Below are 21,018 nucleotides of genomic sequence, written 5' to 3' on the forward strand. Positions count from 1 at the left end.
TCACATTTCGGCTTTCCGAGCCGATGTTAGAGCCTGATTTCGCCCGCAACGATGCGCGCGTAGACCGCCCGGTCGATCGAACGATAGTCGCCGGTCACCGGATCGCGCAGGAACAGCGGATCGTCTACCACCGAAGGATCAAATCCCTCGCGGATCAGCCGCTGATTATTTTGCTTAAAAGTGTCGGTCGCCTCGAGCGCCCAGCACAATCTGACGAATGCCGGAACTGCATAGCGCGGAAGCCGATACAAAAGGTGTTCGCTGAATATCCCGAAATCGAATCCTCCGTCGACCACCAGGGCCGCCATGCCGACTCGGCCATCGGCCCCGGAAACGGCAACCCCATAGGTCGAGGCGTCCAGAACGCCGGGGCAGTCCCTTATTGCGTCGTTCACTTCGCTGGTCGCGACGTTCTCGCCCTTCCAGCGGAAGGTGTCGCCGACGCGGTCGACGAAGTGCAAGTAGCCCTGCTCGTCGCGCAGCATCAGATCACCGGTGCGGAACCACGCGTCGCCCTCGGCGAAGACGTCACGCAGAATCTTCTTCTCGGTCTCCTCGGGATCCGTGTAGCCTTCGAAAGGCCGGCCGTCACGATCGCCATCACCGATACGTCCAACGGCCTCGCCGATCTCGCCAGGTGCGCAGGCGATGCAGAGCCCTGCGACGCTCCGGACCGGGCTGCTGCTGTCGGCATCGATCTTGACGATCGAGGCGGGAAAGCGATGTGCCAGAACCGGCGGGATCCGGCCGATCGCACCGGGTTTTCCTTCGACGTTGTACAGCGAGAAATTGCCTTCCGTTGCGGCATAGAATTCGAGGATTTGCGGAATCGCGAACCGGCTGGCGAACATCTCCCAGATGTCGCCCCGCAATCCGTTGCCGACAGCCAGCCGCAGCCCGTGTCGCGCCTTTTGTTCAGACGCCGGCGCCTTCAGCAAATAGCGGCAGAGCTCGCCAATATATTGGAAAACAGTACAGTTGAAACGTTCGATGTCGTCCCAAAAGCTGCCAGCGGAAAACTTCTCCGCAATCACGACCGATCCGCCCGCGTAGAGCATGCTGCAGGGGGCAGCGACGCCGCCCACGGAATGATGGAGCGGCAGGCAATCGTAGAGACGATCGTCGGTGGACGCGTCCGTAAGTCCGGCAAACCACGCGCCCCAGGTGAGAATGCGGCGATGACTGACGTTCGCGGCCTTCGGTAGCCCCGTGGTGCCCGAGGTGTAGATAAGGAGTGCGCGTCCATCGATCGTGACGTCGCCACGTTCGGTGGAGGACAGCGGACTTGGCTCGAAGGCGGCGAGCGCCGCATCCAGATCGTCGCTTGGGTCGCCGGTGCCGAGGGGCGAAGTCTGCGGCACGCGGTGCAGGTGCGGACGTGCGCTCTCGAACGCATCCACGCAATCGGCAGCGAGGATGAGGTGATCCGCGTGCGCTACGTCGATGCAATGGGCGAGGGACCGGCCGACCAGCCTGGTATTGATCAGTGCCACTGTCCCGCCGACGCTGCTGATGCCGAGCCAGCAGGCGAGGTAGTCCGGCCGGTTCGGCATCATCAGACAGACGGTGCGGCCCGCATGAAGGCCGAGGCTCCGCGCCCAGCGCGCATACCGGTTGATCCGGGCGGTGAGTTCTCCATACGTGAAAGATTGGCCGTCCGAGAGCAAAGCGGGTCGCCTTGGCTGATGCTGTGCCCATTCTTCCACGACGTCGGCGAACAACCGATGCGGATGGGCGTCGACCCGCGCCGTTAGTGCGATGGCTTGCAGCCAGGTCCTGGCGGCGGAGCGTCGGCGCCGCGGAGCGCCGCGTCTGGTGGTCCGCTGCATCACAGCTGCCTTCACGACCGTATCGACGCCCGTGCTCGCCTGCTCGCTGGGCGGCGAGGTTGGAGCCCTAACGACCTCGCAATCCTTGTCGATGCCGCTCGCCAGGTTGTCGAAGCGGAATCTCCGTTCATCCGGCGTCATCCCGACCCGGGTCCGAGTTGGTTGAGGATCATTCGCTCCATCGCCTTCACCGATTGGAAATTTTCGGGCGTGATTTCGAGTTGGGGAAGGATGAGATCAAATTCCGCTTCAATCTTGAGCATTAGCTCGACCATGCCCATCGAGCTCAACCCGATATCCACCAGCCGGGACTCCGGGTGGACATCGGCGGTGATCGCGTTCTGCCGGATGACGTTCCTGACGACGGATAGAACACGGTCCTGAACGTTGACGACAAAGTCGTGCATTTCACTGGCCCCCTCACCGCAGCCGGGCGTGATCACAATCGGGACGACGATACCCAACTACTCCTCGGGCCAATAGCTCTGCTTCGGAGGTACCTCGCCCGGGAGTGGTAGCTCCTTGACACCCACTTCTGCGCCAACGACGCAGCAAGGGAAGTGGGCTAGCTGTGAATTTTGAGCGGAATCCATCTCGACCGGGCACGCGTCGTCCAACCATGACAACGATGAAATAGGAGGCTTTGGCCCATGAGTGTGCAGGAGGTCCAGTTCCGCAACATCGCCACGGGCATCGGCCGAATAGCATTCTCTCCCGACGGCCCCTCGTTCCGGCAGCGGGCAGCGGTTGTCGCGGAGGTCGCTGCGGCGGAAGCCGAGGCGGTCGATCGTGAGGCACGCTTCCCACGGAAGGCGATCGACGCGGCGCGCAAGGAGAGACTCCTGGGCGCTCAGATCCCGATCGAGTTCGGTGGAGGCGGAGCGTCTATCTCCGAGGTGGCCGATATGTGCTACGCACTCGGCCGCGCCTGCGCCTCGGCCGGGATGATCTTCGCGATGCATCAGACCAAGGTCGCATGCCTGGTCCGCCACGGAGCGGGCAGCGGCTGGCACGAAAGTCTCATGCGTCGCGTGGCTGCCGAGCAGCTGCTGCTGGCATCTTCGACCACGGAAGGCCAGAACGGCGGGAACATACGCTTCAGTTCGGCCGCAGTGGAGAGCGCTGGCACCGAGATTTCTCTGGTGCGCGACGCGACGGTGATTTCGTACGGAGCCGAGGCCGACGGCATCATCACCATCGCCCGTCGCTCCGACTCCGCTGCCGGATCCGATCAGGTGCTACTGGCCATCACCCGTGACGAATATACGCTGGAGCCCACTCTCGCGTGGGAGACGCTTGGCATGCGTGGGACCTGCAGCGCCGGGTTCAGGCTGAATTTCAGGGGCGCTGCGGACCAGATATTCCCCGTGGCATACGAAAAGATCCATGCGCAGACGATGACGCCCGTCGCCCACCTGTGCTGGTCCTCGGTATGGGCGGGGATCGCGGCAGCTGCGGTGGATCGGGCGCAGCTCTTCATCCGCAAGGCCGCGCGTGGGTCGGGCGGCAATATGCCTCCCGGCGCGGCGCACTTCACCGCCGCCAAAATGACGCTGACGAAACTGCGCGCCATCATCGCCGCGAATCTCCAGTTCTATGAAGTTCGCGAACGGGACGAGCGCGCGCTGTCGTCCGTCGACTTCCAGTCCTCGATCAATCTTCTCAAGGTGGAAGCCTCCGAACTCGCGGTGGCAGCCGTCATGCACGCGATGCGCGCCTGCGGCCTGTCCGGTTATCGCAACGACACCGATGTAAGTATCGGCCGCCACCTGCGCGACGTGCTTTCCGCTCCGATCATGATCAACAACGATCGCATCCTCGCCAGCATCGGTACCTCCACGCTGATGAGCACCGTTCCGGACTCTCTATACGATTGACTTTCTCTCAAAAGGAATAGGCCTGATGAACGTGGCCATTGTTAAAGAACCGGCTGACTCCACTCTGTCTCCGGCCGATCCGTTGGACCATCTCGCCGATGCGCTGTTCCACGAGATGGGCTCTCCCGGCGTCTATGGCCGCACGGCGCTCTATGAGGACGTCGTGGAGCGAATTGCGGCGGTGATCTCACGGAATCGCGAACTGAACACTGAGGTGATGCGCTTCCCGCCGGTCATGAGCCGCGCCCAGCTTGAGAGGTCGGGCTATCTGAAGAGCTTTCCCAACCTCCTCGGTTGCGTCTGTGGCTTGCACGGCACGGAAAGCGAGATCGACGCGGCGGTCAGCCGCTTCGATGCCGGCTTTGACTGGACCGCGTCGTTATCGCCGGCCGATCTTGTTCTGTCGCCGGCCGCCTGCTATCCGGTCTATCCGATCGCGGCGAGCCGAGGTCCCGTGCCGGCAGGCGGTTGGAGCTTCGATGTGGCCGCCGAGTGCTTCCGTCGCGAGCCCTCGCGCCACCTCGACCGGCTGCAGTCCTTCAGGATGCGCGAATTCGTCTGCATCGGTAGCGCCGATCACGTCTCGGCGTTTCGGGAGCGCTGGATCATACGCGCCCAGAAGATCGCCCGAGATCTCGGGCTAACCTTCAGGGTCGACTATGCCAACGACCCGTTCTTCGGCCGGGTCGGTCAGATGATGGCGGTGAGCCAAAAGCAGCAGTCGCTGAAGTTCGAACTGCTGGTGCCTCTTCGCTCCGAGGAGCGGCCGACCGCCTGCATGAGCTTCAACTACCACCGGGATCATTTCGGCACTGCCTGGGGCCTCGTCGATGCTGCCTCCGAGCCGGCCCACACCGCCTGCGTGGCATTCGGGATGGACCGTCTCGCCGTCGCCATGTTCCACACCCACGGCAATGACGTCACCTTGTGGCCGAGCGCAGTGCGGAATCTGCTGGGCTTCGCGCAGACCGATCGCCGGGCGCCGTCAGTATTAGAGGGGGTCCGATGCGCCAAGGAAGTCGGGAGCTAGCCCGGGATCGAAGAGCCGAAGGCCAGCCTCCATGAAGAGAGAGACTCTCGCCGTCCACGGCGGCTTCGAAAGCGATCCCGCAACGAAAGCCGTTGCTGTGCCGATCTACCAGACGGCCTCGTACGCATTCGACAGCGCCGACCATGGAGCCGCGCTCTTCAACCTTGAAGTGGACGGCTTCCGCTATACCCGGATCGGCAATCCAACCAACGCGGTGCTGGAGAAGCGCGTCGCCGCCCTGGAAGGAGGCATCGAGGCGCTCAGCGTGGCCTGTGGTCAGGCCGCGGTGAACTATGCGGTGGTCAACATCACGGAGATGGGCAGCAACATCGTCTCGGTTCCGCAGCTCTACGGCACGACGCATACGCTGTTCGCATACATCCTGCCGAGGCAGGGCATCACGGTCCGGTTTTCGGAAGACGACCGGTCGGCGAGCGTCGAAAAACTGATCGACGATGATACGCGGGCGGTGTTCTGTGAGAGCGTCGGAAATCCGGCCGGAAACGTCTGCGACATCGAAGCAATGGCCGACGTCGCGCACAGGCACGGCGTTCCGCTGATCGTCGACAACACGGTGCCGACACCGATCCTGCTCAGGCCGATCGAATACGGCGCAGACATCGTGGTGGAGTCGCTCACGAAATTCATGGGCGGGCATGGGACCACGCTCGGTGGAATTATCGTCGACAGCGGCAGGTTCCCGTGGGCGGAGCATCGCCGGCGCTTCCCGATGATGAATGAGCCGGAGAAATCGTACCACGGGCTGGTCTTTACCGAGCGCTACGGGGCCGCCGCTTACATTGCCCGTTGCCGTGCCGTCTCCCAGAGGACCACCGGCGCCGTCCTGGCGCCGATGAACGCGTTTCTGCTACTCCAGGGCATTGAGACCGTCGCGCTCCGGATCGAGCGGCACGTCGAGAATGGCGAAAAGGTCGCACAGTTCTTGCGCAATGACCGCCGTGTCGGGTGGGTGAATTATGCGGGCTTTCACGGCGGCCCCTATTACGAGTTGATGCAGAAGTATCTAGGTGGTCGGGCGTGTTCGCTGCTGACTTTTGGCGTGGCTGGAGGCTTCGAGGCGGGCAAGCGGTTCTACGACGCGCTGAAGCTCTGTAAGCGGCTGGTCAATATTGGCGACGCGAAAACGCTCGCCTGCCATCCCGCATCGACAACGCACCGGCAGATGTCGCCCGAAGAACAGGACAAAGCCGGCGTGCGGCCCGAGATGATCAGACTGAGCGTCGGAATCGAGCACATCGACGACATCGTCGCGGATCTCGATCAGGCTCTCTGTGCCGCGAATTGATGTTTCGTAAAGCATGAAGGCATTCGGATGACTGTCCTAATCGACATAGATTCGTACGAGCACCACCTCTTCTCGAGAGTATCGAACAGAGGTGCTTGTGCGATGGCGTCACCCGGAAATCGGGTGGATTGCCTCGACATCGGGCTCATCAACAACATGTCGGATGCTGCCTTGATGTCGACCGAGCGCCAGATCTTCGACCTGCTCGATGCGGCGGCCGGACGACTTAGCGTCAGGCTGCATTTCTATACGATGGAGGCGACTCCCCGTTCCGAATGGGGACGCGACTACGTGCGTCGATACTATCGCGGCATCGACGATCTGCTGAAAGGAAGCCTGGATGGAGTGATCGTGACCGGTGCCGAGCCGAGAGCCGCCAGTCTGACGGAAGAGCCATATTGGACCACCTTCGCCGAGATCGCCGACTGGGCCAGGGAGAATACCGTGTCGTCGGTGTTTTCCTGTCTGGCCGTCCATGGGGCCGTCCTGCATATGGACGGCATTGCGCGCCACAAGCTGCCTACCAAATGCTTCGGCGTCTTCGCTCAAACAAAGACGAGACATCATCCCTTGATGCACGATGTGCCGAGGACCTTCCGAATACCGCACGCCCGGTGGAACGAGGTGCAGGAGGAGGATCTCTCGAACTGCGGATATTCGGTTCTCACTTGGTCGGCGGAGGCTGGGGTCGACTGCTTCGTCAAGCAGCAGAAGAAGAGCCTTTTCGTCCATTTCCAGGGCCATCCGGAATACGAAACCCGGACCCTATTGGGCGAATACAGGAGAGATATGGGACGCTTCCTCCGCGGAGAGAATGAAGTCTGTCCGACGATACCGAGGGGTTATTTGGACGAGGAAGCGGAAGAGATGCTGATCGCTTTTCGACAGAAAGCCCTTTCCGGCAGACGCCCGGAGCTTTTCGCCGACTTTCCAGCCGATCAGACGGCGAAGGATCTGAACAACGTCTGGCATCAGCCGGCCAAGCGCATATACCGCAACTGGTTGCTGTACATGGTGTCGCAGCGAGCTGGACGCACAAAGCCGCTGGGGGCGCGAGAAGCTGTTCTCTCCGCAACCGGGATTCCGGCGCGTCGTCATGGACGCAAGTTGGTCGTCGCTCGATCTGCTCGCCTGGCGCGCTCGCCAAACCTGATGACCAGAAAGAAGCTGGGATATTATGAGTGAGAGTTCGGGCCATGATCCGATGCCGCGAGATAGGAGCAGCCGATCTTGACGCCATCGCCGATCTTCTGACACGCGGATTTCCGATCCGCTCGCGCAACTACTGGATCGACGGACTCCGGCGCCTGTCTGTGCGGGAGACGCCCGACAATTTCCCGCGCTTCGGCTACATGCTCGAGCATGACCGCAGGCCCGTCGGCGCTCTGCTGTTGATCCACACCGCACGGAATGATGACGGCTGTGCCTCCATTCGCTGCAATCTCTCCAGCTGGTACCTGGAACCTGCTTTTCGCAGCTATGCGCCGATGCTGACCAAGGTCGCGCAGCGCAACAAGGACGTCACCTACGTCAATATCAGTCCGGCGCAATGGACCTGGCGCGCCATCGAAGCGCAGGGATTCCGGCGCTATTGCGGCGGGTTATTTTTCTCTTTTCCGGCGGTGTCGCGTCCGGTCAAGGCTATGCGCGTCGAAGTCGTCGGGCCGGACGCACAGACGGTCGACGGCTTGTCCGAAGCCGACGGCGCGCTGCTAGCACGTCACGCAGCTTACGGCTGCCTCAGCCTGGTATGCCGCGCCGCCGATGGCCCCGCCTTTCCGTTTGTCCTGCAGCCGATGCGCGTCGGTCGCATCAGGCTGCCGGCGATGCAGATGATCTATTGCCCCGATGTGGCCGATTATGTCGCGTGCGCCGGCGCTATCGGCCGCTTCTTGCTGCGGCGCGGCAGGATATCGATTGCACTCGACGCCAACGGCCCCGTAGTTGCCCTCGTCGGCATCTACAGGAAGCAAATCGGCTGCAAATACTTCAAGGGTCCTCATTGCCCCCGGCTTGCCGATCTATCGGATTCCGAACTGGTGATTTACGGACCATAGTTCAGTCGTCCCAAATTGGAGATTCGTCATGGATCCCGGCAACAGCTCCGTCAGTCATTCGCGGACACTGAAATTCTTCCGGGCCAGTGGCACGAGGGTAACGTGCCGATCTTGGGGCCACGCACCCATGGGCTCTGGCTCCCCTCGATCGCGTTCGATGGCGCGCGCGCCTTCGAAGGCGTTCGACCTTGATCGTCATTGCGCCCGCGTCAATCAATCCGCGGTCAACTTCGGGCTCAAAGTCGTCGATCTCGGCACGTGGCTCGGACTGTCGCGTGAAGGCATCGCTCGTTTCCCAGTCGATGCCGAACCGTACATTTGCCCGATGTACTGGCCGCAGAACGGCGTTGCGGAAAGTGCGCTGAGCCGAGGCAACTCGTACACGCCTCAGTATGACTGAATGAGCCAATCCCATTGATGTTGCCATCGAGAATCGGATGCGCAACTGGCGCATCCTGCGGGGACGTCATCCTGCAGGATGCGGCGTTCAGAGCCGGAAATGGCGGCCGTCAGCGGCAGACATAAGCCCCGTTGACCAGCACGCGGACGCATGCCGTGCCGACCGCGGCCGCGCCGACGGCCGCACCGCCAACCACCGCGCGCCTGGTCGTGCGGCGTGCAACGCCGGCCACCGACACTGGCGTGAGGGGCCGTCCGACGCGTGCCTGGGCCTCGCCCAGCGATAGCGAAAGGCCTTCGTCAGCTGACCAGCCAAGCGAACCAGATACTCCGAGGGCGATCACGGCAACAGCGAGTAGGAGCTTTCCGAGCATGCCACGCTTCATGATGGTCTCCATTCTGTGAGAGTGAATTTGGATCGATCCATGGACTGGTGCTCCGACCATTGATCAAGGTCAAGGAACTCGGAGAAATGTCCCAAGCGGTCGGTGACAGGCTCCGAGGCGGCATGGCGCTACTCGATCTGCGCTTCATCATCTCTGTCGTTTGGTCCGTTGGCCCGTGTTGCGCCGCGACAAATTTGCCGAATGCGAAGCAAAATCTGGCAACGACACCACTTCTCAATTCGTGCTCATAATGAAGCGTCTCGTCCGCCAGGCGTGACCAGCTTCTTGCCTCGGCCATCCACGCGGATCGGTTTTCCGGATCCCGGCTCGCAAGCTGCCGGCAAAGTGCTGCGCGCGAACTCAGCTCGAACTGACTCATCATCGGCCCTCCCTGCCAGAAGCTCGATGTACACCACGAGAGTCCTACGCTGCGAGCCGCGCCCGTCCAATTGCTCTCGTGGTCATTGTACCAAAGTGCATGTCACCGGAGCTGACCAAGCTGTGCAGCGTCGCGCGAGGCAACGTCGCTAAAACCCGATTCGTTGATCTGGCTCAAGCGAAGCCGGGCGGCAATGCGATGAACATCAGCCTGCTGAAGCATGCGTGCGCGAATGCCCCGCAAGCCTCGGCAAGTGCTTCGCCAGGGATACGCCGCGGCAGATGCAACGGCGGTTCGATTTAGGCAACCACGCCCATGCAGGTTGCGTTGTTTCGCCAATGTTGCCGCCGCCGGCCGTTGCTTTCCGGACGAAAAACCGCGGCAATGATGGCGCCGACAATGCCCGTCTCGTCATACCTGGTCTATGTCGGCGGTGCGTTGCTGGCGCTGCTCTTCATTGCGGATGCCTTTCTTCTGGATCGGCCCGCCATGCGCGGCGGGCCCGGTGCTTCGGTCGCCATCCGCATCCATTCCAATTTGAAATTGCCGGAGCGAGTCGTTCTCGACACCAGCCAGCCCACGATCGTGCCGACGGACATCGCGAAGGCGGAGCTTGCTGCCCCGCCCGGCGCCGACTCCCGAGAGATACGCGCGCAGGAGGCATTTGCCCAGCTTCGACCGCTCGATGCAGAACGACTGCAATCGCGTCAGTCGACAAAGCCTGAAGCGAAGCCGCAGCGTCAAAGCAAAATTGCAAGAAGGCACATCGAAAGACGCATCCGGCTCGTTGCGCGACCGCCGCAATTTGGCTGGTTCGGGTCCCAGTTGTGGTGAGCATGGCCGGTCCGATCGCTGGGTCTGAGCGGCCATGGCAACGACGCTGATCGCTGACGACGATCAATGCACGTCGAGCAATTGACGACTGAAACGTCCTCGAGATCGGGAGATCGCAGACATGCGTGAAACTTCAAGGTGTGAACCAGTCGCTCGCCGAGAGGCTCTTTCGCTGCCGGGATTGGCCGCGGCGCTCGGATTGGCGCCATCCGGCGCGTTCCTGTTCGGAATACAAGCGCTGGCGCAGACGGTCGGCATGGAACGACGCCAAGAGAGACGGGGAAGCACGTCATGAGCGGCGCACGAGACGCACCGAGCGTCGCGAAGAGCGGCGCAACCAGGACGACGACATGATCTCACCGGTCATTTTGGGTCGACAGATATCCGCTTGATCGCGATACGGGAGCTGGCGGATGCCGCAGATCTGGTACGTTACCTTCGAAGTGCACAGGCGTGGGACCTTGCCGAAGCGGCGAAGTCCCCGGGAGACCCGCACATTCGAGAACGAAGAAGAAGCGCGGGCTTTTGCGCGAGAGAAGTTCAATGAAGGATTGATCGTGTTCGCAGGCACGCTCAATCCCTCTTTGCCGCGACGGCTGATCCCCTCGAGCGACATCCCGTCCTGGATCGAGCAAGACGAGGAGGTCTCCGGGGCCAAGCGCGACCTGGAAAGATAGTCGACGCAATCGCATCCGATCCTTGCCTGTCACGAGAAGCGAACCCTGGCGGGCAGGCTGCTTTCCGTCATTCGGACCAAGTCATCAACGGTCAAGTCATCAGCGGACAGGTCGTTCGTGCCGGCCGGCGAGACAGATTAGGGTCGAGTTTCAGTGCCGAGTTCGAAAAGTCTTGAGTGTTGCCATTATGGCACGGGGAGATCGAACGCTCGCCCGTAGAGTTTCAGCCGGAAGTTGGGGGATGATTGCATTGCAACAACCCGCCGTTTCGAGCAATCAGAGACGGCCGGCAAGGAGAGCACACAATGAGAAGGCTTCTGCTGACAACCGTTGGTCTGGTGGCGCTGTGCGCGGGGGGGACCGCCATGGCTGCCGATATGGCCGTAAAGGCTCCGCCACCGGCACCGATTATTCCGATCTACAATTGGACCGGCTTCTATATCGGCGGCAATGGTGGCTGGGCGCAGAACCACAACTGCGTTGATTTCCTTGACGCGGCCGGCGTAGCCGTCGCTTCCGGCTGCCGCGATCGGTCCGGTGGCGTCATCGGTGGCCAGCTCGGTTATCGCTGGCAAGCCAGCCAGTGGGTGTTTGGTCTGGAAGCTCAAGGCGATTGGGCGGATCTCAGCAACCAGCGCGTCAGCCTGATCGATGCGACGCTGTCCACGCGCTCCAAGACCAGTGCCATCGGCCTCTTCACCGGCCAGATCGGTTACGCCTGGAATGCGTCGCTGCTCTATGTGAAGGGCGGCGCGGCGGTCACCGACAACCGCCTCAGCATTCTTGACACGCCCTCCGGCACCGAGCTGGTCGCGCAAAGCGCAACCCGCTGGGGTGGCGTCATTGGTGTTGGGTTCGAGTATGGCTTCACGCCGAACTGGTCGGTGGGTCTCGAATACGACCATTTGTTCATGGGACACCGGAATAATTCGTTCACGATCGCTGATCCGCGACTTGCCGCCTTTGTCAACGACCGGGTCACCCAGGACGTCGATATGGTCACCGTGCGCTTCAACTACCGCTTCGGTAGCTATGGCAACCCGGTCGTCGCGAGGTACTGAGCTCTCCCGGTCTGAGGTCTTCAGGGGGCCGGCAGCAGTGCCGGCCCTGATTTTTCCGGGGCTATCGCAGCAGGCCGATCAGCGCCTGCCAACGCGATCGACTGGACCGCCGCGATTGGCCGGAGTGCCGGGCCGCACTGCCTCGCGTGCAACTGCGCCCGCGACGGGTCTGGGCCGCAGCACGACGCCCGCCGGCGCGACACAGCTGGGTGGATATTCGACATATTGGCAGTACACCACGGCATTGGCGCTTTCAGAACTCGCGAAGACGTATCCGATCATCACCAGCGCGACGGCTAATCCGATTGATGGCTTCATTTCCGGCCTCCTCTGGATTGGAGCCGTAGTCGATGCCTGCGCTCTGCGTGCGAGTTGATCCAGATCAACGAAAGTGTAGCGCCCGCGCCAGCAAGACGCAGAGCGCAGAGTGACGGTAGCAAAAGCGCGTGCTCATTAAGTCCCGAGCCAGGATTCACCAGCCGGAGTAATAGCTCCGCCTCGCGTAGTAGCCGCCATAACCGCCATAACTGCCGTAGGCGCCATAAGCGCTGGGCGGACAATAATCGGAGCCGTATCCGCCGCCGTAATAGGAGTATCCTCCTCCGTAGTAGGGGCTTCCGCCATAGTAGCCGGAGCTTGCGATCGCGCCGCCGACGAGGGCGCCTGCTACGACGGCGCCGGCTCCCCATCCGCGATAGCCATAACCTCTATATCCATAACCTCTATAGCCATATCCGGCGCTGCGATAACCCAGGCCACGATAACCCCATCCTCCTCCGCGGTAGCCTCCGCCCCATCCGCCGCGATAGCCCCAGCCGCCATAGCGTGCCTGCACGACATCGTTGTCGAGCACGGCTTTCATCGCGCCGACATGGGTCGGCAACGGCGCGGCTTGGCTTCCGGGTACAAAAATGAACGTGCCGGCGACAGTAAGAATCGTCGTAAATGCTGCCTTCGTGAACGTCATAACGTCCTCCGTCTGGGTTGAAATATCGACAGACCGGCGAGGGAAGGGCTCCGTCGCGCGGGCGGCATCACCGTGCAGATGAAATGTTTGCGGTCGCTGCGGAACCGGCCTTGATTTGAATCAAACGAGCGGAGATGGACGCCCCTAAGCGGCGCCGGCCGGTCACCGGCTCGCTTGTCCGAGGCGCCGCGCCAGATGGATCGTATGCGGGTCGCTGCGCGCGTCCGGCTTGAAACCGAACTTGCCGAACACGGCCAGCATCGCCTTGTTCTCGGGCAGGACTTCTGCCGTGAGCTCGTGCAATCCCGAATTGACGGCAATCCTGCCGAGATGATCCATCAGGATAGAGCCGACGCCGCGTCCCTGCCAGGCATCGACGACGACGAAGGCCATCTCGGCCCGTCCGGGCTCGAAGACAACGTATCGACCGCCTCCGACGATGATGTCCCGGCCGGCCTGCGCGGCCAGCACCACCAGCGCGACGTGATTACTGAAATCGACCTCCATGAAGAAGGCCCGCTCCTTGTCGGAGAAATGACGCTTCATGGCAAAGAACCGGCGCTGCAGCGACTGCGGGCTCGTCTGGTCCAGTGCGGCGAGCATATCGGCCTCATCCTCCGGCCGAAGCCCGCGGATCTCGACCGGGCTGCCGTCCCGCAGGTGCTCTGTTGCGCTGTATGTGGCGGTGTTCGACATGCGCGGTCTTGTCTCAGGAGCTTGCCAATGCAACTACCGGAGCCTCGTCCATGACCAACCCGGTTGGCTGCGGGCTTGATCTGTGTCAAGGGCCGGCGCGATATCGGCCGCCGTACTTGTTCGTTCGCGGCGCTTGACTCATGGGGCGCGGAGAGTGGTGAGCCAGATCTAAAATATCGTCCCCATCTACCATCGTGGAGCGGCCTGATGATCACAGTTCCGGAACTGGTGTCGCAAGCTCTGGGCGCATTTCTGACCACAGAAACCAAGGACCGGTTCGGCGCCTCGTATTCCGGTCTGACCGAATTGCTTCCGTTCGCGGCAAAGCTCACCATGGAGTGCATCGGCAATAGCGATGCCCTCTATCATAACATCGAGCATACGTTGCTCGTGACCCTTGCCGGGCACGATATTCTGACCGGTCGTTCGCTGCTGCGTCCCACCACGGCGAACGACTATGCGAATTTCATTCTGGCGTGCCTTGCCCATGACATCGGATACGTGCGCGGCGTCGTTCAAGGCGATGAGGACGAGCTGTTCATCGCCGACGTGAACGGCGGCACTGTTCGTCTGCCGCGAGGATCGTCTGACGCGGCTCTCGCGCCATACCATGTCGATCGCTCGAAGCTGTTCGTGCTGGAGCGGTTGGATTCTGTCGAACAGCTGGACGCAGAGCGGGTCGCTCGTGCGATCGAGTATACCCGGTTTCCTTATACGATGCCCTCTAACGATAGCCTCATGGAGGAGGAGGGATTGTTGCTGCGCGCAGCTGATCTCATCGGTCAGCTCGGCGATCCCAATTATCTGAAGAAGTCGAACGCACTGTTCTACGAGTTTGAAGAGATCGGACTCAACAAGACCTTGGGCTACGCAACGCCGGCGGACGTCGTCTACAAATATCCGCAATTCTATTGGAGCAACGTAGCTCCCCAGATCCAGCCGGCGATACGCTACCTCAACGTGACCTCGCGCGGTCGGCAATGGATAGCGAGTCTCTACGGCAACGTATTCAGGGCCGAGCGTGAACTCAACCTGTCCGGACCTCAGCCCTAGAAGACCCATCGCCGCTTGATCTGGATCAAGATCGCCGCGCGAGTGCGGAGATTAGCGTCGCCTGCAACCTGCATGGATGAGGGCACGTCCGTGAGAACACTTCGCCAGATATTCTCCGGAGACGAGATCGTCCAGCTTGCGATCCGGCTGGGGTTGCTCGCGGTCCTGATCGTCTGGACGCTGCTCCTGATCCGTCCGTTCGTGCCGATCCTGGCCTGGAGCGTCGTGCTCGCCGTCGCGCTCAACCCGGTGTTTCAGCGGCTCGCCAAAATTCTCGGCGGCCGGCCGAAGCTTGCTGCAGGAATTCTCACCCTCGTCAGTCTCGCCATTGTCATCGGTCCCGCGACCTGGCTCGGCATGGGCGCAGTCGATGGGATCAGGGATCTTGCCGGGCAACTGACGGCGGGTGAGGTGCTGGTTCCGACGCCGCCTCAGTCGCTCAAGGAATGGCCCCTCGTCGGACCTCAACTCTTTGATCTCTGGGATCATGCCTCGACCAATCTTCGTTCCCTGCTGCGCCAAGTGGTGCCTTATCTCAAGCCTTTCGCGACGACGTTGCTTGGATTTGCCGGCAATGCCGGTGTGGGGACGGTCAAGTTCCTGCTGTCCGTTGTCGTGGCCGGTGTCCTGTTTCCGTACGGCCCGCAACTCGTCGCCGCGAGTCGCGACTTTCTGTCGCGGATCGTTCCTGAACAGAGCGAGCACTTCCTCGACCTCGCCGGTAGCACCATCCGTGCGGTAGCCCAGGGTGTGATCGGCGTTGCGATCGTCCAATCCTTGCTGGCCGGTATTGGATTCAAGCTGGCCGGCATCGGTGCCGCGGGACTTCTGGCATTCGTGGTGCTGTTGCTGTCGATCGTGCAGATCGGCGGCGCGATCGTCATCCTGCCGGTCATCATCTGGATCTGGGCCGACAAGGAATTTCCGATTGCGCTCCTGCTGACGGTGTTTCTCGTGGTCGTATCGGTGCTCGACAACATCCTGAAACCGCTGCTGATGGGGCGCGGCCTGACCACGCCCGCACTCGTCATCCTGATCGGGGTGATCGGCGGAACCCTTGTCCACGGCATCATCGGCCTCTTCATCGGACCGATCATTCTGTCGGTGGCCTGGGAGCTGACGGTTGCCTGGATTCACGCGAAACGTGTTCCGCCGGCGAAGCTGGCGGCCGAGCGTTGACCTAAATCAACACTGGCGGATGCGCAGGCCTTTGAATGAAATCGACACGACGATGAGGTCGAACCATGTCGATGGAAATGCCTGCGTTACCCGGTGGCGCGATGTCCGGACTTGTCGCTTCGGCGGTCGAATACATGGTCGATGCCGGACAGCGAAGTATCCTGTTTCTCGACGTGATGCGCCGGCGCGGCGACCAGTATCGGGAGCACGTCGCCCAGACGGCGCCGCACGTCCTGCAATATGCCGCCGAATTGATCATCGACGGTCGCAAGCTGGATGAACCCGTGAACTATGCGCTGGTCCGCATCATCCCGCCCAAGGATGTCGAGATCGATCCTGCACGCCGCCCGTTCATCGTGATCGATCCGCGCGCCGGGCACGGCCCGGGTATCGGCGGATTCAAGGCCGACAGCGAGATCGGTGTCGCGATGAAAGCGGGTCATCCCTGCTACTTCATCGGCTTCCTGCCGGAACCGATGCCGGGACAGACCATTGAACGGATTGCGCACGCCGAGGCGCTGTTCATCGAGAAGGTCATCGGCCGCCATCCGGAAGCCGACGGCAAGCCCTGCGTGATCGGCAATTGTCAAGCCGGCTGGGCCGTCATGATCCTGGCGTCGCTGCGGCCTGAACTGTTCGGACCGCTGATCATCGCCGGTGCGCCGCTCGCTTATTGGGCGGGCGTGCACGGCAAGAATCCAATGCGCTATTCCGGCGGCCTGCTGGGCGGAAGCTGGCTGACCGCACTTGTCGGTGATCTCGGCGCAGGCAAATTCGACGGCGCCTGGCTGGTACAGAATTTCGAGAGCCAGAATCCTTCGAACACGCTCTGGACCAAGCAGTATAACGTCTATTCGAAAGTCGACACCGAGGCCGAGCGTTACCTCGAGTTCGAGCGGTGGTGGGGCGGACACGTCAACCTCAACGCCGAGGAAATCCAGTTCATTGTCGATGAGCTCTTCGTCGGCAACAATCTGGCCGCCGGCAACATCAAGATGTCCGACGGCCAGCAGGTGGACTTGCGCAATATCAGGTCGCCGATCGTGGTGTTCTGCTCGAAAGGCGACAACATCACGCCGCCGCAGCAGGCGCTGGGCTGGATTCTCGATTGCTATGCCGACGTCGACGATATCAGGTCCTATGGGCAGACCATTGTCTACACCGTTCACGAGAGCGTCGGCCATCTCGGCATCTTCGTCTCCGGCGGCGTGGCCAAGAAGGAGCACGCGGAATTCTCCAGCAATATCGACCTGATCGACGTGCTGCCGCCCGGACTTTACGAGGCGACCTTCGAGGCCAAGGGCGCCGACACCACGCATGCGGACCTCACCATCGGCGAGTGGGTGATGCGCTGCGAGGCGCGGACGCTCGACGACATCCGGGCCATGGGCGGCAATTCGCCCGAGGACGAGCGCCGCTTCGCCGCCGCCAAGCGAGTCTCGGAGCTCAACCTCGCCGCCTATCGGAAGTTCGTGCAGCCATGGATCAAGAGCATGGTGGCGCCCCAAACGGCGGAGTTGATGCGCAATCTGCATCCGTTGCGGACGCAGTATGAGGCGTTCAGCAGTCAGAATCCGTGGATGACGGCGGTGAAGTCGGCGGCGGATGGCTTGGAAGAGAACCGCAAGCCGGTTTCGAAGGACAATCCTTTCCTGGCGTTTCAGGAGCAGGTCTCCAAGCAGATCGTTCATGTCCTGGACGCCTGGCGCGATTCGCAGGAAGCGCTGAGCGAAGCGATCTTCCTCAACGTGTATGGCTCGCCAGCGCTCCAGGCTGCCGTCGGGATCGATCCGAAGGCCGACCCGTCGCACCGGCGGGAGATGCCCGCCGAACACCGCGCCATGCTCGAGAAACGGACCGCCGAGCTCAAATCCAGGATTGGGGAGGGCGGACTGCGCGAAGCTGCCATTCGTGCCCTGCTCTATGTCGGCTCGGCGAGAGGAATGGTGGACGAGCGCAGCATCGAGGCGTTGCGGCAGGCTCGTCGCGACGACAGCGGAGCGAAGTTGACGCTTCCAGAGTTCAAGATGCTGGTCCGCGAGCAATTCTTCATGCTGCTGCTCGATCGCGAGGCGGCGCTGGCTGCGATTCCGAAGTTGCTCCCCGACGACGTCAATCAACGCCGAGCTGCCTTTACGACGATGAACGAGGTGCTGTCGGCCAGTGAGGATATCACGGGCGAGCGCGCCAGCCGCCTGCAGCGTGTCGCAACGCTGTTCGGTCTCGACGCCGGCGAGACGTCGGGGAGGGCGTCGAACGTTGCCCCTTTCGATCCCAAGGCGAAGGCGTCGTAACACTGGTTGGAAGGAGCGGCCTCATGTCAGCCGACGCGACGCAGACCCCGAGCAAATACGACCGCCTGATCGCCGCCGCGAGGGCGGTGCCGCCGACCCCGACCGTCGTCGTGCATCCCTGCGACGAGACATCTCTGCGCGGTGCCGTCGAAAGTGCACAGGCCGGCATCATCCGGCCAATCCTGGTCGGGCCTGAAAAGAAGATCCGGGAGACGGCCGCCAAACATGGCCTCGACATTGCTCCCTTCGAGATTGTCGATGCCGCGCACAGCGACGAATCTGCCGCCCGCGGGGTCGAACTGATCCATGTCGGCAAAGGCGAGCTGCTGATGAAGGGCAGTCTGCACACCGACGAACTGATGCGCGCCGTCACCGCCAAGGTCGGCGGCCTGCGCACCGACCGACGCATCAGCCATGTCTTCGTGATGGACGTGCCGGCTTATGCCGAGACCATCTTCGTGACGGATGCGGCCATCAACATCTTTCCCGATCTCGACGCCAAGCGGGACATCATTCAGAACGCGATCGATCTCTATAATCAGGCGGGCTTCGGCACGTCGCCGCGGGTGGCGATCCTGTCGGCCGTCGAAACGGTGACCTCGAAGATTCCGTCCACGATCGAGGCGGCCGCGCTCTGCAAGATGGCCGATCGCGGCCAGATCACCGGCGGGCTGCTCGACGGCCCGCTCGCGTTCGACAATGCCATCGATATGGAGGCAGCGCGGATCAAGGGAATCAAATCGGAGGTCGCCGGCCGGGCGCAGATCCTGGTCGTTCCAGACCTCGAGGCCGGCAATATGCTCGCGAAGAATCTCGCCTATTTCGCCAAGGCGGACGGCGCCGGCATCGTGCTTGGAGCCCGGGTGCCCGTTGTCCTGACCTCGCGCGCGGACTCGGCGCGTGCGAGGATGGCTTCCTGCGCGGTGGCAGCGCTGTACGCCCACGCGCGGCGCCAGCATGCTCCGACGATTGCCGCGTGAGCGCCATGGACACTATCCTTGTCGTCAATGCCGGCTCTTCCAGCGTCAAGTTCCAGATCTATTCGATCGAGGGTGAAGGAGCGCTACGTCAGCAGCTCAAGGGGCAGATCGACGGCATTGGAAGCCGTCCGCGCCTGCGCGCGAGCGGCGCCAGTGGCGATCCGCTTGCCGATCGCGCTTATCCGATCGAGACGGTGCCGGACGTCCCCGCCGCGATGGACATCGCCGGCGCCTGGCTGAGGGACGAGCTTCGCATCCAGCCCATTGCCGTCGGCCACCGCGTCGTTCACGGCGGACCCGACTATGATCGCCCGATCCGGATCGACCATGGCGTCGTGACCCGGCTGGAACGGTTCATCGCGCTGGCGCCGCTGCATCAGCCGCACAATCTGGCGCCGATCCGCTCGATTCTCGCCAATTTTCCGGCGCTTCCGCAGGTCGCCTGTTTCGATACCGCATTTCATCGCACGCATAGCGCGGTCGCTGATCATTATGCGATCCCGCACCAGCTTCATGCCGAGGGCGTGCGCCGCTACGGCTTTCACGGTCTCTCCTACGAATACATTGCGAAGTCCTTGCCGAAGATCGCGCCGAAAATTGCGAATGGGCGGGTGATCGTCGCGCATCTCGGGAGCGGAGCCTCGATGTGCGCGATCAGAGGCGGACGCAGCGTCGAGAGCACCATGGGTTTCACGGCCCTCGACGGGCTCCCGATGGGGACGCGCCCCGGTCAGATCGATCCGGGCGTCGTGCTCTACCTCATCTCCGAGAAGGGAATGTCCGCGCCGAACGTCCAGGATTTCCTCTATCGCGATTGCGGCCTCAAGGGATTGTCCGGCATCAGCAACGACATGCGCGAGCTTGAAGCCAGCGACAGCTTTAACGCCAAGCTGGCGATCGACTATTTCGTCTATCGGATCGGGCTCAACGCCGGCATGCTCGCGGCGGCATTGCAAGGGCTGGATGCCTTCGTCTTCACGGCCGGCATTGGCGAGAACTCCGCGACTATTCGCGCGCGCATCTGCGATCAACTCGCATGGCTCGGCGTCGGCATCGACCAGGCGGAAAACGCCCGTAATGCCCGGCTGATATCGCGCTCGCACAGCCTCGTTCCCGTCTACGTCGTGCCGACCGACGAAGAACTGATGATCGCGCAACACACGCTGTCGCTGCTGATGAACTCGCCATCGTCCACCCCCAGACATGAGAAAGCGTCATGATTCCCGCATTTCCGGAAACCAAGGTCGCCCTCAAGGGCAAGAAAGGCCTTGTCGTCGGCATCGCCAACGACCAGTCGATCGCATGGGGATGCGCCAGGGCCTTCCGCGCGCTCGGAGCGGATCTCGCGGTGACCTACCTCAATGACCGCGCCAAAAAACATGTCGAGCCGCTCGCGCAGGCGCTTGAGGCGCCGATCTTCATGCCGCTGGACGTCATGGTGGAAGGACAGACGGAGGAGGTGTTCGCCCGGGTCGAGAAGGAATGGGGGCAGCTCGATTTCCTGCTGCACTCGATCGCCTTCTCGCCAAAGGAAGCCTTGCACGGGCGCGTGGTGGACGTCGGCCGCGACGGCTTCCTGAAGACGATGGAAGTCTCCTGCTGGTCATTCATGCGCATGGCTCATCTGGCCGAACCGCTGATGAAGAACGGCGGCACGATGTTCACCATGACCTATTACGGCAGCCAGATGGTGGTCGAGAACTACAACGTGATGGGTGTGGCCAAGGCGGCGCTTGAAGCATCCGTCCGCTACATTGCCGCCGAACTGGGGCCGAAGGGCATCCGCGTGCACGCGATCTCGCCCGGCCCGCTGGCCACGCGCGCGGCGTCAGGCATCCCGGAATTCGACGAGTTGATGGACAAGGCGCAATCCAAGGCGCCGGCGCGCAGCCTCGTCAGCATCGAGGACGTCGGCAACGCCACGGCCTTCCTCGCCCTTGACGGCGCCAAGCTGATCACTGGCGGCGTGCTTTATATCGACGGTGGCTATCACATCATCGATTGAACGACGAGC

General features: G+C 62.1%; 20 protein-coding genes and 1 pseudogene. 15 read left to right on the forward strand and 6 right to left on the reverse strand.

Features of this window, described 5'->3' with window-relative positions; genetic code table 11:
- Positions 1-26: 26 nt before the first annotated feature.
- Positions 27-1,970: a long-chain-acyl-CoA synthetase gene (locus tag NR187_RS07280; protein WP_372702958.1), complete on the reverse strand. Its 1,944-nt coding sequence runs from the start codon at positions 1,968-1,970 to the stop codon at positions 27-29.
- A complete protein-coding gene (locus tag NR187_RS07285) occupies positions 1,967-2,236 on the reverse strand; it encodes a phosphopantetheine-binding protein (RefSeq protein ID WP_211384822.1) in 270 nt (89 codons plus the stop codon). Before NR187_RS07285 ends, NR187_RS07280 begins: the two co-directional genes overlap by 4 nt.
- Before the next feature lie 243 nt (positions 2,237-2,479).
- Between NR187_RS07285 and NR187_RS07290 the strand changes: the two genes are divergently transcribed.
- The 6 genes and pseudogenes from NR187_RS07290 to NR187_RS07315 form a co-directional block, all read left to right on the forward strand.
- Complete coding sequence (locus NR187_RS07290; RefSeq protein WP_211384723.1) at positions 2,480-3,706, forward strand: acyl-CoA dehydrogenase family protein; 1,227 nt, start codon at positions 2,480-2,482, stop codon at positions 3,704-3,706.
- A 25-nt stretch (positions 3,707-3,731) separates the two neighbouring features.
- Positions 3,732-4,736, forward strand: a complete 1,005-nt coding sequence (locus NR187_RS07295) for an amino acid--[acyl-carrier-protein] ligase (protein ID WP_211384724.1) — start codon at positions 3,732-3,734, stop codon at positions 4,734-4,736.
- A gap of 31 nt (positions 4,737-4,767) precedes the next feature.
- Positions 4,768-6,042, forward strand: a complete 1,275-nt coding sequence (locus tag NR187_RS07300) for an O-acetylhomoserine aminocarboxypropyltransferase/cysteine synthase family protein (RefSeq protein WP_211384725.1) — start codon at positions 4,768-4,770, stop codon at positions 6,040-6,042.
- 27 nt (positions 6,043-6,069) lie between these two features.
- A complete protein-coding gene (locus NR187_RS07305) occupies positions 6,070-7,227 on the forward strand; it encodes a homoserine O-succinyltransferase (RefSeq protein ID WP_256806149.1) in 1,158 nt (385 codons plus the stop codon).
- 11 nt (positions 7,228-7,238) lie between these two features.
- On the forward strand, positions 7,239-8,099 hold the full coding sequence (locus NR187_RS07310) for an acyl-CoA acyltransferase (RefSeq protein WP_211384727.1): 861 nt from the start codon (positions 7,239-7,241) through the stop codon (positions 8,097-8,099).
- Between the two features lie 28 nt (positions 8,100-8,127).
- A pseudogene (locus tag NR187_RS07315) lies at positions 8,128-8,463 on the forward strand (branched chain amino acid aminotransferase); the annotation flags it as partial.
- A 145-nt stretch (positions 8,464-8,608) separates the two neighbouring features.
- Here NR187_RS07315 and NR187_RS07320 read toward each other — a convergent pair.
- On the reverse strand, positions 8,609-8,884 hold the full coding sequence (locus NR187_RS07320) for a hypothetical protein (RefSeq protein WP_211384728.1): 276 nt from the start codon (positions 8,882-8,884) through the stop codon (positions 8,609-8,611).
- A gap of 694 nt (positions 8,885-9,578) precedes the next feature.
- Between NR187_RS07320 and NR187_RS07325 the strand changes: the two genes are divergently transcribed.
- The 3 genes from NR187_RS07325 (at position 9,579) to NR187_RS07335 (ending at position 11,835) form a co-directional block, all read left to right on the forward strand.
- Positions 9,579-10,097, forward strand: coding sequence for a hypothetical protein (locus tag NR187_RS07325; RefSeq protein ID WP_249129145.1), 519 nt, complete (start codon positions 9,579-9,581; stop codon positions 10,095-10,097).
- Between the two features lie 413 nt (positions 10,098-10,510).
- Positions 10,511-10,774 carry a hypothetical protein gene (locus tag NR187_RS07330; RefSeq protein ID WP_211384729.1) on the forward strand — a complete coding sequence of 88 codons (264 nt, stop codon included), beginning with the start codon at positions 10,511-10,513 and terminating at the stop codon, positions 10,772-10,774.
- Between the two features lie 305 nt (positions 10,775-11,079).
- Positions 11,080-11,835: an outer membrane protein gene (locus NR187_RS07335; RefSeq protein WP_211384730.1), complete on the forward strand. Its 756-nt coding sequence runs from the start codon at positions 11,080-11,082 to the stop codon at positions 11,833-11,835.
- Positions 11,836-11,913: 78 nt separating this feature from the next.
- Here the strand turns inward: NR187_RS07335 and NR187_RS07340 are convergent, their stop codons facing one another.
- The 3 genes from NR187_RS07340 to NR187_RS07350 form a co-directional block, all read right to left on the reverse strand.
- The gene (locus tag NR187_RS07340; protein WP_256806150.1) at positions 11,914-12,153 is read right to left on the reverse strand and encodes a hypothetical protein; all 240 of its coding nucleotides are present in this window, start codon (positions 12,151-12,153) and stop codon (positions 11,914-11,916) included.
- A 154-nt stretch (positions 12,154-12,307) separates the two neighbouring features.
- Entirely contained in the window at positions 12,308-12,802 is a 495-nt protein-coding gene (locus NR187_RS07345; protein WP_211384732.1) for a hypothetical protein, read from the reverse strand.
- Positions 12,803-12,964: 162 nt separating this feature from the next.
- Positions 12,965-13,498, reverse strand: coding sequence for a GNAT family N-acetyltransferase (locus tag NR187_RS07350; RefSeq protein ID WP_256806151.1), 534 nt, complete (start codon positions 13,496-13,498; stop codon positions 12,965-12,967).
- 207 nt (positions 13,499-13,705) lie between these two features.
- On the opposite strand from NR187_RS07350, the gene NR187_RS07355 reads away from it, so the two are divergent.
- From NR187_RS07355 to fabI, 6 genes are all read left to right on the forward strand, one after another.
- Positions 13,706-14,551: an HD domain-containing protein gene (locus NR187_RS07355; RefSeq protein WP_256806152.1), complete on the forward strand. Its 846-nt coding sequence runs from the start codon at positions 13,706-13,708 to the stop codon at positions 14,549-14,551.
- A gap of 72 nt (positions 14,552-14,623) precedes the next feature.
- Complete coding sequence (locus NR187_RS07360) at positions 14,624-15,730, forward strand: AI-2E family transporter (RefSeq protein WP_211384735.1); 1,107 nt, start codon at positions 14,624-14,626, stop codon at positions 15,728-15,730.
- Positions 15,731-15,795: 65 nt separating this feature from the next.
- Positions 15,796-18,024: a DUF3141 domain-containing protein gene (locus NR187_RS07365; protein ID WP_256806154.1), complete on the forward strand. Its 2,229-nt coding sequence runs from the start codon at positions 15,796-15,798 to the stop codon at positions 18,022-18,024.
- A 23-nt stretch (positions 18,025-18,047) separates the two neighbouring features.
- Positions 18,048-19,004, forward strand: a complete 957-nt coding sequence (locus NR187_RS07370) for a phosphate acetyltransferase (protein WP_256806155.1) — start codon at positions 18,048-18,050, stop codon at positions 19,002-19,004.
- A 5-nt stretch (positions 19,005-19,009) separates the two neighbouring features.
- Positions 19,010-20,224 (forward strand): acetate/propionate family kinase, encoded by a 1,215-nt coding sequence (locus NR187_RS07375; protein WP_256806156.1) that lies wholly within the window; start codon positions 19,010-19,012, stop codon positions 20,222-20,224.
- Positions 20,221-21,009, forward strand: coding sequence for an enoyl-ACP reductase FabI (fabI, locus tag NR187_RS07380; protein ID WP_256806157.1), 789 nt, complete (start codon positions 20,221-20,223; stop codon positions 21,007-21,009). The genes NR187_RS07375 and fabI overlap by 4 nt, the downstream gene beginning before the upstream one ends.
- Positions 21,010-21,018 lie beyond the last annotated feature (9 nt).

It is taken from the genome of Bradyrhizobium sp. Bra64 (assembly GCF_024519875.1).
GTDB classification, from domain to species: Bacteria; Pseudomonadota; Alphaproteobacteria; order Rhizobiales; family Xanthobacteraceae; genus Bradyrhizobium; species Bradyrhizobium japonicum_G.

Coding starts and splice junctions, on each gene's coding strand:
- NR187_RS07350 (WP_256806151.1), bottom strand. CDS start 13,498: ATGTCGAACACCGCCACATACAGCGCAACAGAGCACCTGCGGGACGGC.
- NR187_RS07365 (WP_256806154.1), top strand. CDS start 15,796: ATGTCGATGGAAATGCCTGCGTTACCCGGTGGCGCGATGTCCGGACTT.
- NR187_RS07295 (WP_211384724.1), top strand. CDS start 3,732: ATGAACGTGGCCATTGTTAAAGAACCGGCTGACTCCACTCTGTCTCCG.
- NR187_RS07300 (WP_211384725.1), top strand. CDS start 4,768: ATGAAGAGAGAGACTCTCGCCGTCCACGGCGGCTTCGAAAGCGATCCC.
- NR187_RS07370 (WP_256806155.1), top strand. CDS start 18,048: ATGTCAGCCGACGCGACGCAGACCCCGAGCAAATACGACCGCCTGATC.
- NR187_RS07375 (WP_256806156.1), top strand. CDS start 19,010: ATGGACACTATCCTTGTCGTCAATGCCGGCTCTTCCAGCGTCAAGTTC.
- NR187_RS07330 (WP_211384729.1), top strand. CDS start 10,511: ATGCCGCAGATCTGGTACGTTACCTTCGAAGTGCACAGGCGTGGGACC.
- NR187_RS07340 (WP_256806150.1), bottom strand. CDS start 12,153: ATGAAGCCATCAATCGGATTAGCCGTCGCGCTGGTGATGATCGGATAC.
- NR187_RS07360 (WP_211384735.1), top strand. CDS start 14,624: ATGGATGAGGGCACGTCCGTGAGAACACTTCGCCAGATATTCTCCGGA.
- NR187_RS07280 (WP_372702958.1), bottom strand. CDS start 1,970: ATGACGCCGGATGAACGGAGATTCCGCTTCGACAACCTGGCGAGCGGC.
- NR187_RS07355 (WP_256806152.1), top strand. CDS start 13,706: ATGATCACAGTTCCGGAACTGGTGTCGCAAGCTCTGGGCGCATTTCTG.
- NR187_RS07305 (WP_256806149.1), top strand. CDS start 6,070: ATGACTGTCCTAATCGACATAGATTCGTACGAGCACCACCTCTTCTCG.
- NR187_RS07320 (WP_211384728.1), bottom strand. CDS start 8,884: ATGAAGCGTGGCATGCTCGGAAAGCTCCTACTCGCTGTTGCCGTGATC.
- NR187_RS07285 (WP_211384822.1), bottom strand. CDS start 2,236: ATGCACGACTTTGTCGTCAACGTTCAGGACCGTGTTCTATCCGTCGTC.
- NR187_RS07310 (WP_211384727.1), top strand. CDS start 7,239: ATGATCCGATGCCGCGAGATAGGAGCAGCCGATCTTGACGCCATCGCC.
- NR187_RS07325 (WP_249129145.1), top strand. CDS start 9,579: ATGCAGGTTGCGTTGTTTCGCCAATGTTGCCGCCGCCGGCCGTTGCTT.
- fabI (WP_256806157.1), top strand. CDS start 20,221: ATGATTCCCGCATTTCCGGAAACCAAGGTCGCCCTCAAGGGCAAGAAA.
- NR187_RS07290 (WP_211384723.1), top strand. CDS start 2,480: ATGAGTGTGCAGGAGGTCCAGTTCCGCAACATCGCCACGGGCATCGGC.
- NR187_RS07345 (WP_211384732.1), bottom strand. CDS start 12,802: ATGACGTTCACGAAGGCAGCATTTACGACGATTCTTACTGTCGCCGGC.
- NR187_RS07335 (WP_211384730.1), top strand. CDS start 11,080: ATGAGAAGGCTTCTGCTGACAACCGTTGGTCTGGTGGCGCTGTGCGCG.